The sequence below is a fragment of the Parabacteroides sp. AF19-14 genome (assembly GCF_003635485.1).
GTDB classification, from domain to species: domain Bacteria; phylum Bacteroidota; class Bacteroidia; order Bacteroidales; family Tannerellaceae; genus Parabacteroides; species Parabacteroides distasonis.
In genome coordinates this window covers 1-17,054 of the sequence record NZ_QTMJ01000018.1, presented here as the reverse complement: position 1 = coordinate 17,054, position 17,054 = coordinate 1, and the positions used below count along the sequence as shown (strand labels likewise).

Annotated in this window: 9 protein-coding genes and 2 pseudogenes; 4 read left to right on the top strand and 7 right to left on the bottom strand. The window is 46.6% G+C overall.

Features of this window, described 5'->3' with window-relative positions; all coding sequences use genetic code 11:
- Positions 1-85: 85 nt before the first annotated feature.
- The 7 genes and pseudogenes from DWX33_RS16350 to DWX33_RS16320 all read right to left on the bottom strand — a co-directional run.
- Positions 86-1,276 carry a cyclically-permuted mutarotase family protein gene (locus DWX33_RS16350; RefSeq protein WP_122380687.1) on the bottom strand — a complete coding sequence of 397 codons (1,191 nt, stop codon included), beginning with the start codon at positions 1,274-1,276 and terminating at the stop codon, positions 86-88.
- Positions 1,277-1,279: 3 nt separating this feature from the next.
- On the bottom strand, positions 1,280-3,355 hold the full coding sequence (locus DWX33_RS16345) for a GDSL-type esterase/lipase family protein (protein ID WP_122380686.1): 2,076 nt from the start codon (positions 3,353-3,355) through the stop codon (positions 1,280-1,282).
- A 21-nt stretch (positions 3,356-3,376) separates the two neighbouring features.
- Positions 3,377-5,395 carry a family 20 glycosylhydrolase gene (locus tag DWX33_RS16340; RefSeq protein WP_122380685.1) on the bottom strand — a complete coding sequence of 673 codons (2,019 nt, stop codon included), beginning with the start codon at positions 5,393-5,395 and terminating at the stop codon, positions 3,377-3,379.
- An 11-nt stretch (positions 5,396-5,406) separates the two neighbouring features.
- Entirely contained in the window at positions 5,407-7,029 is a 1,623-nt protein-coding gene (locus DWX33_RS16335; RefSeq protein ID WP_122380684.1) for a sialidase family protein, read from the bottom strand.
- Positions 7,030-7,166: 137 nt separating this feature from the next.
- On the bottom strand, positions 7,167-8,732 hold the full coding sequence (gene nanU, locus DWX33_RS16330) for a SusD family outer membrane lipoprotein NanU (protein ID WP_005863837.1): 1,566 nt from the start codon (positions 8,730-8,732) through the stop codon (positions 7,167-7,169).
- 25 nt (positions 8,733-8,757) lie between these two features.
- Positions 8,758-12,033: a TonB-dependent receptor gene (locus DWX33_RS16325; protein WP_122380683.1), complete on the bottom strand. Its 3,276-nt coding sequence runs from the start codon at positions 12,031-12,033 to the stop codon at positions 8,758-8,760.
- A 47-nt stretch (positions 12,034-12,080) separates the two neighbouring features.
- Positions 12,081-13,199, bottom strand: a pseudogene (locus tag DWX33_RS16320) (MFS transporter); the annotation flags it as partial.
- 133 nt (positions 13,200-13,332) lie between these two features.
- Here DWX33_RS16320 and DWX33_RS16315 point away from each other — a divergent pair.
- The 4 genes and pseudogenes from DWX33_RS16315 to DWX33_RS16300 form a co-directional block, all read left to right on the top strand.
- Positions 13,333-14,541 (top strand): ROK family transcriptional regulator, encoded by a 1,209-nt coding sequence (locus DWX33_RS16315; protein WP_005860500.1) that lies wholly within the window; start codon positions 13,333-13,335, stop codon positions 14,539-14,541.
- A gap of 141 nt (positions 14,542-14,682) precedes the next feature.
- Positions 14,683-15,600, top strand: a complete 918-nt coding sequence (locus DWX33_RS16310) for a dihydrodipicolinate synthase family protein (RefSeq protein WP_121962054.1) — start codon at positions 14,683-14,685, stop codon at positions 15,598-15,600.
- A 3-nt stretch (positions 15,601-15,603) separates the two neighbouring features.
- The gene (locus DWX33_RS16305) at positions 15,604-16,806 is read left to right on the top strand and encodes an AGE family epimerase/isomerase (RefSeq protein WP_122380682.1); all 1,203 of its coding nucleotides are present in this window, start codon (positions 15,604-15,606) and stop codon (positions 16,804-16,806) included.
- Positions 16,807-16,909: 103 nt separating this feature from the next.
- Positions 16,910-17,054 (top strand): annotated as a pseudogene (locus tag DWX33_RS16300) (MFS transporter); the annotation flags it as partial.

Sequence of the window (17,054 nt, the reverse complement as noted above, 5' to 3'; positions counted from 1 at the left end):
AAATAGACTCCGGATACTGAAAATCGGGTGGGAAAAGTAAACAGGGATCGTTGGCAAACTTACCAGCGATCCCACTAAATCCCTATTATAATTTCGCTTGATTCACTTGCGGCGTGCGGATACCCGGTTTCAATTCTCCGTTGATGATGGTTAATCGGCCATCTTGGATAACCGCTCCCGCTCCGGCACGGGCCAACTGCTCATATTCGCCCAGATCGCTCCATGCTTTCGTGGATAGGTCGTATTGAAGTAAGGTGGTATTGAATTGGTACCATTCTACCGGATGGTGCATATAGGCCTTGGCTTCCGCTTGCAGGCGGGTAATGGCCGCTGAATCTTGCGTCGCCTCCGCTTTTGCTAAATGGATCGGGCGGGCGATGGCGGCTAGGAAACAATCGTAGTTCACACCTCCCATAAATAAGATTTTATCCGTTTGGAAAGTCACGGCACAGCCTCCTGTTAGGGTACGGTTCGTTCCGTCCTTAAACGGGGGAAGAACGGTCTCTCGTTGCCAGGTAAAAGTTGCCGGGTCGAATACCAATACATCCGTCGGGACGATCGGTTCCTCTTCGTTTAGGATGGGCTGGAAGCCTCCGGCTAGATAGATACGTGTGCCGTTGGGACTTTCTCCGGCCGCTAATACCGGTTGTACACGGGCTGCTCCCGGGAAGTCCGGTAGTTGTTCCCATCCCTTTTCGATATTCGCTAGGTTGAGGCGTAAGAAGGTATGGCAGGGCTGTCCGTTCTCATTTCCCCCTGCTACGTAAATCTCCTGTCCGGTAAAAGCGGCCGAGAGATTATCCATTGGAGACGGTAAGGAGGGTAAGGCGCAAACCGCTACCTCTCCTTTCGTGGGGTTATAGGAGATGCGGGAGACCTCTACCAAGGAAGAATCACTGTTGTTTCCTCCGATGCAAACGATACCTTCCGGGGTGGAAACCGTAGCGCCGTAGGCGACGGGACGAGGCAGTCGGCCGATCTCTTTCCAGCCTTCAGGAAGAAGGACGAATATCTCGCTATAATATCGCTTGGCTCCTCCCTCGGTGACGGGTTTGTCCGGAAAGTTGCAACCTCCGGCAACGATCAATACGCCGTTATGGATGCCGGCGAACGGGGCAGAAACGCCAAGGGAAGCCGTATCGGCTGCTCCCGGTAGATCCGGTAATTTTGTCCAGTTTATCATGGTGTTCTGTTTTTTAGATACAGGCTGGCCGCATCCCGCTACGCAGAGTAGCAGGAGGAACAACCAGCCGGTGATTTGTTGTTTATTATGCATAGCTTATTCTTTTATTGCCCGGAACGTAGAGGCCGGCATGCCCGCCTCGTTTACAAGATTCGCTCTCGTGAAGGGTTGCCAGCCGTAGCGTACCAGCTTCGGGTGAGTCACTTGATCGTTCCACACCTTTACTTTCCCGTTCTCTACCACGGCTTGCGCCGGATAGTAAAGTCCTTCCTGCTCGGCGATCTCGAATGTACGGATGGGGTCCCCATCGGAAGTTCTCAAGCCCTTTGCGTAATCGAAAGTGATATAGGCGGCGTTATCGGTAAACGTTGCGTTGCGGAACAAAGGGCCGGATGGGATTACGTTATGTCCGTAGGTCTTGTTCAAGGCCCAATGTGCCAGTCGTTCGCCAATCTCTTTTTTTCGGGTAGGGTGAACGTTTAAAGAATCCCCGCGATCGCTACTAACGGCCATACCCGTATTCGATACGGTTTGCGCCAGGCGGCGTTGGCTGTCCCTGAACCAAGTCCAACTCGGGCGGTCTATGCTGGATAGTTGGACATAGTAGAAAGGCAGGTCTGCGTTCCAATTCTGGCGCCAGCTGTTCACCAATAACGGGAATAATCGTTCGTGTACTTCCATATTATGGGCGTTCGATTCTCCTTGGTACCAAATAATCCCTTTGATGGGATATCGATGAAGGGGTTGGATACCCGCCTCGAACAGATAACAAGGCTCATACGGATGGCGTTGGAGCGGGTTGGACGCTTGCTTGATGTTTAAGGCCGCCCGTTCACGTACCCAATCTTGGATAAAGTCGTTCTTCGTCCAATCCTGTAAGATATCCGGAAACTCGAATTCCAGTGTTTTCCGGTCGATCCATGCCTCCGTAGGCGAGCCGCCAACAGCGTTCAATATCAATCCGATGGGTACTTGTAAGCTATCGGCCAGCATACGCCCGAAGGCAAATCCTATGGCCGAGAAGCGTGCGGTATTCCGCGTGTCGCATACTTCCCATTGGGCGTCGTGGTAATATTGCAGGCGGTTCAATGAATCCAGTACGGAAGCGTCCCATTCCACGGCGTAGGTCTCCCAGCGGGGCTTTAGGTCGAATAAACGGATTTGCGAGTGTTGTTTCGCGTAATCCAATTGTTGCTGTTGTTCTTCCTTTACGCTCTCGTTTACCCGAAACGCCATGTTGGATTGTCCGGAGCATAGCCAGACTTCCCCGGCTACTACATCCCGATAGTTCAGCGTGCGGCTGGGGGTAGAAACCGTTAAGGTATAGGATTTCCCGCTTACCCGCAAGGGATCGAGCGTGACAGTCCATTTCCCGTTCGTACCGGCTACGGTCTCCTTCCTTTGTCCGGCGAGGGTAACGGTTACTTTCTCCCCTTGGTTGGCGATACCAGATATAGGAAGCGGTTGATCCCGTTGCAAGACCATCCGGTCCGAATAGATGGCAGGAAGCTGTAATCCTCCGTAATCGCCGGTTAGCGCACCATAAACGGTGCGGGCCAAGATACCGGCACCTTCAGCGTTGGGATGCAATGCGTCGGGCAATAGATCCGGACGGTCATATAATCCTTCCTGCAAATCGACCAAGGTCGCGCCGGCTATCCGGGCGATTTCTTCGATAAGCGCTTGCTCCATCCAGTACCAGTCTCTTGTACCGGATTTAAAACGAGGATGGCGGTGAGATATCGGAGTCATACGGCAAACCCATACCTTGCATTTCGGATTGGCTTTCCGGAAGGATTCGATCAAGGAAAGATAATCCCGAACGAAGTCGTCCCGGTAATTCGGCCATGCCCGAGGGTCCGTATCGTTCAATCCCAGATGGATGATCACGTAATCTCCGGCAAACCTCAGTGCCTTTTGATACGCCTCTTGTTGGGTATAAGGACGATATCCCTTGTTTAATAAAGTAGCCCCGCTATGCCCGAAGTTCTCCACTTCGTAGGCATCTCCAAGCATCTGTTGCAATTGGGCCGGGTAGCAGTTTGTTTCCCGGTTCTCGATTCCGTAGCCGTAGGTCACGCTATTACCTACGCAAGCCACCTTGATCTTTTGCGCTTGGCTCATAAATGCGAAAGCGAGGAAGATGGATAAGATTCCTATTATTTTTCTCATTTCATTCAACCGAATTAGACGTTATTTAAGTTGTTTATCCGGAGAGTAAACCAGTCCTTCCACCGCTTTCTCTCCATCGGGTGTGACGCAAACGAACGTAAACATCCATTTCACCAGACGGACCTCGGGGGTATTGAACGTACCGACCGGAAGCTTCATGAACACCTTGTTCCAGCCTTTTCCCAGATGGACCGGGGTTGGTTTACGGCTTACGCAGTTCTCGTTCCCCAGTGGGATCTCATTGGACTTCTCCCGGTGGGTAGCGGTCCATACGGGGGGCGTTATCTCTTGATCATTTACCCAGATACGGCTTTCTTTATAATCCCATTTCCCTTGTGAGGGAGGAAGATCCATCTCCGAGCGCCCGTAATTCTGGAATTCGATCCACGCCCCTACGTCTTGCGTCTTGGGCGAATAGATCCAAGTCCATGCGTAAGCGGTATGATTCGGCTGCGGGTCCTTATAGACACCGGGAACCAGCGGTCCCCAGACATGGCGCAGGTAGATTCCGGCACCGATGGCGTCGTGCGTACCGTAATTTTTCCCTTCATAGGTATATTGCGCTTGAAGCGACTTTTCCGGAGGGAAAGAACGGGTCAGTTCCCCATCATTCGGGAAAGGGTCGGTGATACGCCATCTCACGTTGGTTTGCTTGACGTAGGCGAACGGGTATCCTTGGAAATGATGTTCTTTATGCCATAACATCCGCCGCTCAAAATCGACAAATGTCTTATGCTCCTCGTTATCGGGATCGATAGGCAGCATCGTTCCGTTCTTATCGAAATATTGATAGCCGCCGCCCAACCAAGAACGTTCGGCGATCGCTAATAGATTCGGATACAAATTATTCTCCCGGATCAATTTGTCCTCCGGCTGTACGACCCGGTCGTGCCATACGGCAAGGATCGTACCCGCCAAATCATGGCTTCCTTGCGGTTCATTGTAAATACGGCTGGTGTACAAGGCGATTAAGTCGGCGAACGTATCAAAATGGTTGATATAATGGAAACGGGAGTCGATCGCGGGAATGCCCGGTCGCGCTTTTCCCCGGTAACTCCACATTTGCTCCATGTCGATCTCACCCGGTTTGTACTTCCATCCCGGGTTCCAAGAGATCACTTGTTTCCCTTTCGCACGGATATAAGCGACCATCTCGGGTACGAACTTTGGATTGGTAAACTTTACCTCGTCCGTACCGATATGTAAGTAAGGAACCTCCTCGAATACCTCGCAAACCTCGTCCATCAATAGTTTTAAGATCGCCATACCCTCCTTGCTCTGCATATCATGACGGAACGCCCGGATGAAAGCGTCGCTATGCCCCGGCATATCGATCTCCGGGATCAATAGTACGTTATGCTCTTTGCAAAAGCGAACCAGCTCCTTTGCGTCCTCGATCGTGTAATATTTTCCGGGCATACGGCTCATATTGCAGCTGTCGTTCAGCATCGGAAAGATCTTGCTCTCCAGACGCCAAGCTTGGTTCTCCGTGAGATGCCAATGAAATACGTTCATCTTGTAGCGGGAAAGTACCTCGATCTCCCGTTTCAGTTCTTCCATGGAGATATAGCTCCGCCCTACGTCTTGCATGAATCCTCGTATGCGGAAAGCAGGCCAGTCGGTGATCTCGCAGCCTTGGATGGAATATCGCTTCCCTTGCCGCTCGGTCAGTTGGCGCAAGGTTTGTATCGCCCAATAAGCTCCTTGCTCGGATACCGCCCGGATGGTTATCCCCCGGGAAGAGACGCTTAGTTGATAAGCCTCCTCGGAGTTGAGGGGGATTCCGTCCAATTTGTCAACCAAGGAAACCTCTATCTTGTATCGGCTGTCCGGTTGGACGCTTACCGGCAGCTCCTCCAAGAATTCCATTAGGATGGAACGGAGTTTCCCTTCGGAAGAAACTGCGATTTGCTTCGGGTGGAACGAAGCGTTTGTCCGGACGTATTTTTGAGGCAAGGGCAATAAAACAGGATTCCGGGCCTGTACAGACCCGGAAATGCCTATATATACAATAAGAATAAGATTCAGTATTGATCTCATAGATTGTTTCTCTAAGGAATAAGATCTGTTAGCTTAACGGCTTGGAAGGTCATATGCGCCACGCTTGACTCGTAAAAGATTCCAACCGTTTCCTTATCGATCATGGAGAGACAGGAATATCCCCAGCCCTCGGCCTCGTCTAATAAGACTTGATGTTCCGTAGGCCAAGTAAGTCCGCCGTCCAGACTCGCCTTGATCGTGATATGATTACGCCCTTTTGTCGTGTTCGGGTTGGAGAAGAGTAGAAGGTCCTTGCCGGTGATGTTATCCTTGGCGTTTACCTTGATCAAGCTGGCCATACAAACGGATTCCTGTAAGGCGCTACGGCTGGAAGGATGCTCCGTCCATGTCTTGCCTAAATCCTTTGTAGTGGCTACGGCACGGCTACCTCCTCGGTTATCGCGCATATTTAGCATCAATACGCCCGGTTCTACCTCGGCAACTTGTGCCTCCGTGGTATTCGTGCGGGCTAAGTTATGCAGGTGCCATGTTTTCCCGCGGTCTTTGCTATACATAATGCCGGCGTTGGGCACACGGGTAGCGTCGATAAACTGGATCGGGAAGACCAAGGTACCGTCTTGCATCGTGATGCCTCGTCCCGGGCCTTGCAATAGGAAATACCAAGACGGGTCTTTTACTTGAGACGTGATGTTGATCGGTTCGCTCCACGTCTTACCATCGTCCTCACTTTTCACGAGCATAAGTTGGGCGGTCTCGTCCGGTGTCATTCCCGGCATGGAGTTCCACCAAGCCCGTTCGTTACCCATACCATGCGTCCATGCGGCTACTACCCAGATCGTATTGGTCTTTTCGTCTACCAAGATCGATGGGTCTCCCACGCCGTTTTGTCCGTGGGGCAGGCCATCCGTTTGTTTGAAAGTCATGGCTACTCGCATCGGTTCCCAAGTTTGTCCCTTATCGGTACTGCGGCTTACTCCGATATCGATTTTCTCTTGCAGGTCCACGCTGCTATTATAGCGAATATCGTAGACTCCGAGTAATGTTCCGTTATTCGTCGTCACTAATCCCGGGATGCGGAAGGCCGCCGATCCGTCATCCCCGGCTTGGCGTACGCCGATACCTACATGGCGTTCGTCCACCTTTCCTTTCCAAGTGATGTCGATCGGTTTGTTGTTGATCTGGGCGTTAGGTATCGTAGTCGCTACTTTTGCCAATAAGGAAGTCTCAGGCTTCATCTGGATACTTACCCAGAAATAGTTGATGCCTTTAAGCATCGGTTGCTTAGAGGTTAGTTTTACCGTGCGCGACAAGGGGGCGGTAACCTCATCTTGCCGTACGGAATAAGATTCAAGAGCCTTACGGGTATTTCCCGGTATATGGCTGGATATGTACGTAACGGGACTGAAATGTTCCCCTTTGCGGGAAGGAGCTTCCACTCCGCTATAAAATAGACGTATCGCTTGGATGTCCGACAGGTCGACATTGTCTCCGATCTGTATCGTGATCTCGTTTAATACATCCCCTTTTTGGGCCGGTATCCGCATCTCGTAAAGTACATTGTCGATCCGGTCTATCAAGATGGGGATTTGTTGCTCTCGCACATAAAGACTGTCTGCCGCAAAAGCCGTTTGTACGATGAAAAGAAGGCAGAAATACAGGAAAGTTTTTTTCATGATGTTTTTTGTTTGTAGGTTGAAATTAATAGATATGTGAATTCCAAAGGTAGCGATATTCATTCATATGAACAAAGCCCCTTTGGAATTCGTGCCAAAAACCTAGTTATATCCAATCGCCTTAAACCTATGTACGATTAGTATCCGGGAGTCTGTTTCAATGCTGGATTGTTTGTCAATGCATCCTCGTTGATCGGCCACAAAAGACGGGACTCTTGTGCGGTCGTGTATTTCAAGACATATTGATTACCGAAACGTCTCAAGTCATACCAACGCTTGCCCTCGAAGAAGAACTCGCGCAGCCGTTCTTTCAATATAGCTTCCATCACGTTCTCATCGCCCCCCTCAAATGGGTTATCGTTATAGAAACTTCCCTTGTCATTCGGATAAGCGACCTCGTTTTTATGTGCGTTGAAATATTCAGAACCGTAAGCACGCTCGCGTACGGCATTGATCTCCGTGGAAGGATCTTCTCCTAAGAGAGCTTTAGCCTCGGCTAGTAGTAACAGGGCATCGGCATAACGGTAAATAGGATAATCATCCAGCCAGTTACGTTCGTTGCTACCCTCCAATGTTGTTCCTTGGAATTTGTATGCGAATGGAGCGATGTACTTTATGCTTCCGTCTTCCTGTTTTTGATAAACAGCTTTCAAGGTTCCTGTCAGACGGGAATCATTTTCGCGGAAAGTTTTCCAGTAATGATCTTTCTTAACTTGGTAACGCATTAAACCGTGGAAATTATAACCCGGAATTTCCATGAATGGGGTTCCTGATTCATCGCAATAGTTTGCCATGTATTCACGTTGCGGAACCATGTTGTTTCGCCAATTATAATCTTTCCACATGGTGAATTCATCTTTGATACTCTTGAAAGCGAAGATGATCTCGCTATTCTCCTTATTCCCATAGGCGAATACATCAGTAAACTTATCCTGTAGCTTTAGGTTGCCGTTTTGTTGAAGATCTTGCAAAGCAGCCTTGGCGGTAGAATAATCTCCTGTACCTCCACCCATTTGGCGACCACTCCATAAATAAACTTCACCTTTTAGTATCAATGTGGCTGATTTAGACCAGTAGCCTTTTCCATATTTGTAAGAATAATCACTACCGAAAGCATTGACGGAAGCGTCAATGTCTTTCTTGATCTGGTCCATGACCTCACTTGCTGGAGATGCCGCTTTTTCCAAATGAGAGATATCCAGTTCGTTACCTAGAGTAGGTTCGGTTACCAAAATTACATCTCCCCATGAACGTAATAGATGGAAATAAATATACGCACGCATACCATATGCTTCACCTAAGAAGTAGTTCTTCTCATTTTCATCTAATAAGGTAGTCTCGTTGGTCTTACGGATCATGAGGTTTAATTGGTTGATTGTCTCATAGAAATCTCCAAAATTGCTGATGCCCGTAAATTCAGCGTTGATCGTATTATACGGATATCGTTCTACGCCTTGAGTGGCTTCACCTCCGAAAGGCTGGTCGCCATAAATATCGGCACGTGGTTCACCCAGTACGAATATATTATAGCTACGTAAGCGAAGCAAGGAATGCAGACCTGTATTGAATGCCTTGAATTGGTCCGATGATTTCCAATAGTTAGCATCGGAAATACTGCTGACTGGCTCCATGTCCAACGAGGTGCATCGATTGAATGTCAACAAGGACACAGCCACCATAAAGGTTATAAATATCTTTTTCATATGATGTTTAATTTTTATGCGTTAATTAGAAAGTTACAGATACACCCATAAGGACAGTCTTAGGAGTCGGATATCTACCATTGTCGATGCCTTGACCATAATAGGTATCTACGGCTGGTTCTGGTGATACTCCGGAATAACCGGTAAAGTAGCACAGATTTTGTCCGGTGACATAAACAGAGGCGTTTGACATAAACGCTTTATTGATCCATCTTTTCGGTAAGTTCCATGTCAATGTGATCTCGCGAAGTGCCAAGTAATCACCCTTTTCATAGAATCGTGAGCTGTTGTTATCTACAGCCGTAAGTCCGTTGTTGGAGCGGGTGATATTCTTTTTGCTCAATTGATCCGCATAGTAGAATTTCGGGATATCCGTATTCGTGTTCTCTTCAGACCAGCTTTGTTTAACCATGTCGATGATGTTAAATGAACCTTGGTATTGTCCGATAGAGCGTGCGGCCAAGTCGTTATACAATGTATGGCCTAATGCGTAGTCGAAACGGGCGTATAAAGAGAAATCCTTGTAAGAAACGGTGGTAGAGAAACCTCCTGTTACGTTCGGGAAGATATTGCCTACCTTCACACGGTCTAGATTGTTGATGACACCGTCACCATTCAAATCGGCCCAACATACGTCACCCGGCTCGATTTGTTGTTTTCCGGTTTTGTCTTTCAGGGCTTCCCATGCCGCTGGACCATATAATTCACCAATGGCGTCATAACGATTATTTGCGTTTGCTTTTACGTCATCCCAATCTTTGAAAATGTGATCTTGCTTGAATGCGAACAAGTCACCCAGCTTTCCTCCTTCTTGTTTTCCGCCAACCCAAACGACTTCGCCTTTTTTCGGATCCCATACTTGGTATCCACCTTGGCGGTTGTTCTCGTTTCCGTTTGCCGGAAGCTTGATGATCTTGTTGGCTACCGTAGATAAGTTAGCTGTTACGTCCCAACTGAAACCTCCTACATTATTTAAGATGTTAGCTTTTACCTCCATCTCAAAACCTTGGTTACGCAGTGTTCCTAAGTTGGTTTTGATACTTTTGAATCCCGTGTAATTAGGCAAATCCAGATCAGTCAACAAATCGGAAGTCGTACGGTTATAATAGTCTAAGATAAAGCTTAAGCGGTTATTGAAGAAACCTATATCCAGACCTACTTCGAAAGACTTACTTTGCTCCCAACGTAAACCGCTATTAACCAATTGGTCATTGTAAAAACCAACGGAATTGTTGTAGTTTGTTATGATGTTTCCGTCTTTGTCCTTCTGTCCGTAACTACCGTATACGTCATAATAGCCTAATCCGTTTACATTACCGTTTACACCATAGCTGACACGTGGTTTCAGGTTCGAGATAATATCCGCTAATTTGGAGTCCTTGAAGAAATCTTCCTCCATGATGTTCCAACCTGCGGAGACACCCGGGAAGAAACCCCAACGGTGGTCGCTCAGTTTGGAGATACCATCATAACGAGCTACAACAGACAACAGATATTTGAGGTTGTAGTTATAGTTTACACGAGCGAAGCCGGAAAGGATACGATAGCCTTGTTTGTAACTGTATGAATACGTACGGTTACTTCCTGCGTTCAAGGTTGGGATATCATCCGAAGGTGAATTTTGAGTCTTGGCGTTTAACGTATATTGATGCCAATTGAAATACTCACCGCCGACCATGGCTTCCAAATTGTGCTTGTCCTTGAAACTATCAGAATATGTCAAGGTCACACTATGTTGCTGTTGATTTTCCTTTACATATTTCGCTTCAGCCTGGCGCGTTAGGTTCGGTGTGCTAGAGTTCTGTTGTTGATAGGCTTTATCAAATTTATCCGTTTGATTATCTACGTGATACAAAGCGCTATTAGCCTTTAATACTAATTTCTCGGGAATGATTTGCAAATCGAAACCTATGTTGTATGTTGAACGACGGATTCCATTTGTATTCGTTAGCTTGTCCTTGTAGTAAAGAGGATTACCATCACCGGTACCGAAACCGGAAGCGGGAGATCCATCTTCCATATAGGGGTTCCAAGTTGGGCGTTGGCTCATCGTACGATAGAAGAACTCGTATTGACCGATCCATAATCCCGGCGTACGAGACCAAGTGTAAGTCGCCCCGCCGTTTACAGTTAAGATCGGGAATATTTTATAGGAACCGTTTAACGTTCCGGAGAAGCGTTCGTAACTAGTACCTTTGATCAAACCATCTTCTTTGTAATAACCTAAACTAGCAGCGAAAGTACCCTTATCGTTACCGCCTGTAATGTTCAAATAATGATCTTGCGTGAATGAGGGGTCTTTGAAAGCTGCATCTTTCAATTGGCCTGAATAATCCTTAAATAAAAGTTGCTTTGTAGGATCATTGGGATCTGTCATTTGTTGCCAACCTTCGTTTAACAGACCTTTCGTCGTGTCATCTAGATAGCGAATGTCGAATAAATCGTTACCAACTCCATAGCCCATTTGGTTATCGATACCCGAACGTCCGGTTCGCTTGTATCCTAAGCGATTATAATAGATATAGTCCTCTGCGTTCAAGTAATCATATCCTGTACGGGCGAAGTTTGCTCCTCCTTTAAATTTATAGGAAACGGAAGCTACGCCTTCTTTTCCCCGTTTGGTCGTGACAAGGATTACACCGCCATTCGCACGTGCTCCATAAATGGCCGTTGAGGCAGCATCTTTTAATACTTGGATGGACTCGATATCTGAAGGGTTGATATCTGCCAAAGAGTTACGAACGATACCGTCTACCACTACCAAAGCTCCATTGTCTTTTCCGGTCATGGTAGCTCCACCACGAAGTACGATATTGGGGTCTTTACCCGGCTGGCCACTTATGTTTACTACGCGTAAACCGGAAACCGTACCTTGTAAAGATTGTCCGGCATTGGCCATAGCTGCATTTTCCAGTACGGCGTTATCCAATTTAGAGATAGAGGTTGTCAAGGTCGCTCTCTTTTGTGAGCCACCGTAACCGGTTACCACTACTTCGTCTAGCTGTTCGGCGTTTTCTTGTAGGATCACGTCTACTTTGGCCTTTCCGGCTACTGGAACTTCTTGTGTCTTGTACCCAATGAAAGAAAATACTAATGTGGCGTTCTTGTTGGATACGGTGAGAGTGTAATTACCGTCGAAATCGGTAATCGTTCCATTTGTCGTGCCTTTTTCAACGATAGACGCACCGGGGACACCCATGTTGTAGGTATCCAGCACTGTTCCGGAGACTGTCTGCTCTTGTCCGTACATAAATGTCGGAAGTAGGAGCGCGAGCATTAAGAGCAGTAGATTCTTCTTCATAATGAATTACTTTTTTGTTGTTTATTTAGTTTATTGGATGAGATTAATTAGCATTCGTCGGTCATATTAGCGACTTTCGGACGTAAGAAGATCACTTGGATTAAAAGTGCGATGAGTACCAATCCGGCTAGCATGGCGAAGTCATGGCCAAGATTACCAGCGTCGGTAGATTTTCCTAGTATATCCGTGATGGCGGCTCCGGCAAATACACCGGTCATATTCATAATTCCATAGGCTGTAGCCCGATAACGGGGGGAGATGAATTGGCAAAGGATAGGCATATTATTGGCGTCGAATATACCATAACCGATACCGAAGCAAAGACCACCGCCGATAATCATCGGGAAGTTGTGCCCAAATCCTAGTAATAGGAGAGAGGGTATCGTTAATGCCAAACCAATGGCGCCTGTGTATACACGTCCCCGGACATTCCGCTGGATCCATTTATCGGATAAAATACCTCCGGCGATTACCCCTATAAAGGAAGAGATAGCGATCGTGAATGTAGATAACGGACCGGCCTCGGACATATCCAACGAGAGATTTTCAGCGAATAGGGTAGGGAGCCAGTTCTTTGTCGCCCAACCCGGTAAGCTCGGCGTGGCGAAATAAAGAAGAATGATCCAAAAAGCGATGTTCGTGAATAACATCCCTAATCCTTTAAACGCACCGGAAATCGGATTCTCTTTCGGATAATTTTCCAGTTTTACGGCTTGTTCGACATGATCTTTCTTATCGTGTAAGAAGATGATCAAGACCACGCTATAAGCGATGCCGATGATACCAAACCAATGGAAAGTCGTTTCCCACGTATAAGCGCTGGCCACCGTAGCTCCGAATCCTCCCAAGGCTTGGCCTACGTATAGACCTGTCATATGGATACCTACGGCTAATGACCGTGTTTTCTCTTGGTGATAATCTGTGATAAGCGATAATCCGGCAGGAATATACAGGGCCTCACTGACCCCCATCAAGGCACGTAGGTAATAGATCTGATTGAAATCCGTGCAATACCCCATCATCAAAGTCACGAAGGACCAGACAAATAAGCTACCCACGATTAGCCACTTCCTGTTTACCCTGTCTGCCACCATACCGGCTACAGGGCTCATGAATCCGTAGATCCAGAGGAAGACTGCCATCAAACGTCCGAAGTTCGCCGCAGACTATGTCATTCAACTTCTATTACAAATTCTTACAATTAAGATAGCTCCTTATGAAAAAATTTTATTTTATTACGCTTAGTTTTTGAAAAAACTTATTGTACCTTTGCCCTAATCACTCAATAAAGGTATAACCATGACAACTAAGTTCTTGCTCTCGTCCGATGACAATACTCGCAGTGGCCTTCTGAAAAAGAAGATCATACATTATTATATGGCCAATGGAGACGCTACTATAGCGGAGGTATGTAAAGAAATGAATCTCAGTATCCCCACCGTCACTAAGCTAATTAGCGAATTACAAGAGGACGGTTATATACTCGACTTTGGAAAACAAGAGACTAGCGGAGGGCGTAAACCTAGTATTTACGGGCTCAATCCCGTATCCGGCTATTTTGTGGGCGTAGATATACTGAAAGATCAACTGAATCTAGCCATATTAGATTTTAAAGGAGATAAGATCCGCATTGAGCAGAATATCCCTTATACACTCGAAAACACACCAGCCGCTTTAGACCATCTTTGCGAATGTATCAATGAATTTATAAACTCGTTGCCGATCCCAAGGGAAAAGATATTAAGCATTGGCATTAATATATCCGGACGGGTAAATCCTTTCGCCGGATATAGCTATAGCATTTTTTACTTTGAGGAGAAGCCCTTGTCTCAAATCCTTGAGGAAAAACTACATATAAAGATCTATATAGAGAATGACACCCGTTCCATGGCTTACGGCGAATATCTTCAAGGAGTCGTAAAAGGAGAAAAAAATATCCTATTCATCAATATATCTTGGGGATTAGGTATCGGTATCATCATAGACGGCAAGGTTTATTTCGGGAAATCAGGCTTCTCCGGAGAATTTGGGCACTTCAGCTTCTTCGAGAATGAGATTCTTTGCCATTGCGGTAAAAAAGGATGCCTCGAGACTGGAGCTTCCGGTTCTGCCCTGTACCGTACCCTCCTTGAGCGGTATAAAGAGGGTAGCAACACCATATTGGCCAGTAAAATCGATGCCGGGGAATACATCGGGCTCTCTGACTTGATCGACGCTATTCACAAAGAGGATATGCTATCTATTGAGATACTGGAGGAGATCGGTTTTAATCTAGGTAAAGGAATAGCAGGATTGATGAACATTTTCAATCCAGAACTGGTCGTACTGGGTGGGCCCTTGTCGCAAACGGGAGAATATTTAAGTCTACCTATTAAAAGTGCCGTTAGGAAGTACTCTTTAAACTTGGTAACCCGTGATACACAGATCAAAGTATCCAAATTAGGTGAAAGAGCGGGCATATTAGGGGCCTGCCTGCTATCTCGATCTAAAATTCTAGGTATGATTTAACAACCATTTCAAAGGAATTAAATAAAAATCAAATAATTATTTCATTTTCTTGATAAAATATTGGTTTGTTATTAAAATATTTTATTTATATTTGCATCGTAATTAAAATTAGAGGTTAAAACTCATAAAAATAACGCAGGTATGGATAAAATTAAAGGACTGATCGATGCTCCCTTTACTCCGTTCCATGAGAACGGGGAAGTTAATTACGAGCCAATTGAAGCTTATGCGAAACTTCTTGTGAAAAACGGACTGAAAGGCGTGTTCATCAATGGTTCTTCCGGAGAAGGTTATATGCTGACAGAGGAAGAACGCATGAAACTGGCCGAGAAATGGATGGAAGCAGCTCCGGAAGGCTTTAAGGTAATTGTGCACGTAGGTAGCACATGCGTTAAGTCTAGTCGTAATTTAGCGGAACATGCTCAAAAGATCGGCGCTTGGGGTATTGGCGCTATGGCTACCCCTTTCCCTCGTATCGGTCGAATTGAGGAATTGGTAAAGTACTGCGAGGAGATCGCTTGCGGCGCTCCTGCCTTACCGTTTTACTACTATCATATCCCTGCGTTTAACAACGCTTTCCTCCCTATGCTGGATTTCTTAAAAGCAGTAGACGGGCGTATCCCTAATTTCGCCGGTATCAAATATACATACGAGAGCTTATACGAATACAATCAATGTCGTTTGTACAAGAATGGTAAATTCGACATGTTGCACGGACAGGATGAGACGATTCTTCCTTGCCTTGCGATGGGTGGAGCGCAAGGAGGTATCGGTGGTACCACAAACTATAACGGAAAAGAATTAACCGGTATCCTAGAGGCTTGGGCAGCCGGTGACTTAGAGACAGCTCGCGAGAGACAAAACTTCTCTCAGGAGGTTATTAACGTTATCTGCAATTACCGTGGTAATATCGTCGGAGGAAAACGCATCATGAAATTGATCGGATTAGATCTCGGCAAGAACCGTACCCCGTTCCGGAATATGACGGACGAAGAAGAGGCCGCGATGAAAGCGGAATTAGAGGCTATCAATTTCTTTGAAAGATGTAATAAATTCTAAGGTATGGCAGCGTTTGACAACTTATCTAATCCATCGGAATATCTAGCTTATTGGGGCAAGACCTATCGGAATGAGCTTCTTTCCAATATTCTTCCTTTTTGGATGAAATACGGGCTGGACAAAGAGAACGGCGGTTACTTTACTTGCGTAGACCGGGATGGTACTCTGATGGACTCCACTAAGTCCGTTTGGTTCCAAGGACGATTCGCCTTTATCTTGGCATATGCCTATAATCACATTGAGAAAAACGAAGAATGGCTGAGAGCCTGTAAAAACGGTATCGATTTCATCGAGAAACATTGTTTTGATACGGACGGACGTATGTTCTTCGAGGTGACAGCGACAGGTATCCCTGTACGTAAACGCCGTTACGTATTCTCCGAGACTTTCGCGGCGATCGCTATGGCTCACTATGCATTGGCATCAGGCGATAAAGGCTATGCCGAGAAGGCCGTGAACTTATTCAAGCAAGTATTGCGCTATAAGAATACCCCGGGATTATTGGAGCCTAAATTTCGTGAAGGTCTCGTGGCGAAAGGCCATTCTTTCTGCATGATACTGATCGATACGGCGGCACGCATCCGTGAGGCCATAAACGATCCCATACTTACACAACAAATCGATGATTCCATAGCCGAGCTACGCCGTGATTTCATGCATCCCGAATTCAAGGCTATCTTGGAGACAGTAGGACCCAACGGTGAGTTTATCGACTCTATCGCCGGGCGTACCATCAATCCCGGCCACTCCATCGAGACCGCATGGTTTATCTTGGAAGAGGCCAAATACCGAGGATGGGACCCTCAACTGAAAGAGATGGGTTTACAAATCCTCAACTGGTCTTGGGACTGGGGCTGGGATAAGACGTACGGCGGAATCAACTATTTCAAGGATTGCAAAAACTTCCCTCCCCAAGAGTATTGGCACGACATGAAGTTTTGGTGGCCACAATGCGAGGCGGTTATCGCTACGCTTTACGCCTACCAAGCGACTGGCGACGCCAAATATCTCGAAATGCACAAACTAATAAACGATTACACATTTAATCATCTCCCCGACAAAGAATATGGGGAATGGTATGGCTACCTACACTTCGATGGTAGTGTCTCTCAATCTGCCAAAGGCAATCTATTCAAAGGTCCGTTCCACATTCCTAGAATGCTTCTCAAATGTAGTTTACTCTGCGACGAAATTCTTTCTAAATAACTTTATCTAAAATACTGAAAATTGGTCAATTGACATCAGGGGTCACAACCGTGGCTCCTAATGTTTCTAAGGCTTTGTTTTCCTTTTTATTTTCCTCAATCAAATGAAAAATAAGAAATTATATCCTTGGATCGTAGTCGGTTTACTATGGGTTGTCGCCTTACTGAACTATATGGATCGCCAGATGCTATCAACCATGAAATCAGCTATGATGGTGGATATCGTGGAACTAGAGTCTGCGGCGAACT

Excerpts from the sequence above, each read along its gene's own strand:
- DWX33_RS16350 (WP_122380687.1), bottom strand. The coding sequence starts at position 1,276 with ATGCATAATAAACAACAAATCACCGGCTGGTTGTTCCTCCTGCTACTC.
- DWX33_RS16345 (WP_122380686.1), bottom strand. The coding sequence starts at position 3,355 with ATGAGAAAAATAATAGGAATCTTATCCATCTTCCTCGCTTTCGCATTT.
- DWX33_RS16340 (WP_122380685.1), bottom strand. The coding sequence starts at position 5,395 with ATGAGATCAATACTGAATCTTATTCTTATTGTATATATAGGCATTTCC.
- DWX33_RS16335 (WP_122380684.1), bottom strand. The coding sequence starts at position 7,029 with ATGAAAAAAACTTTCCTGTATTTCTGCCTTCTTTTCATCGTACAAACG.
- nanU (WP_005863837.1), bottom strand. The coding sequence starts at position 8,732 with ATGAAAAAGATATTTATAACCTTTATGGTGGCTGTGTCCTTGTTGACA.
- DWX33_RS16325 (WP_122380683.1), bottom strand. The coding sequence starts at position 12,033 with ATGAAGAAGAATCTACTGCTCTTAATGCTCGCGCTCCTACTTCCGACA.
- DWX33_RS16315 (WP_005860500.1), top strand. The coding sequence starts at position 13,333 with ATGACAACTAAGTTCTTGCTCTCGTCCGATGACAATACTCGCAGTGGC.
- DWX33_RS16310 (WP_121962054.1), top strand. The coding sequence starts at position 14,683 with ATGGATAAAATTAAAGGACTGATCGATGCTCCCTTTACTCCGTTCCAT.
- DWX33_RS16305 (WP_122380682.1), top strand. The coding sequence starts at position 15,604 with ATGGCAGCGTTTGACAACTTATCTAATCCATCGGAATATCTAGCTTAT.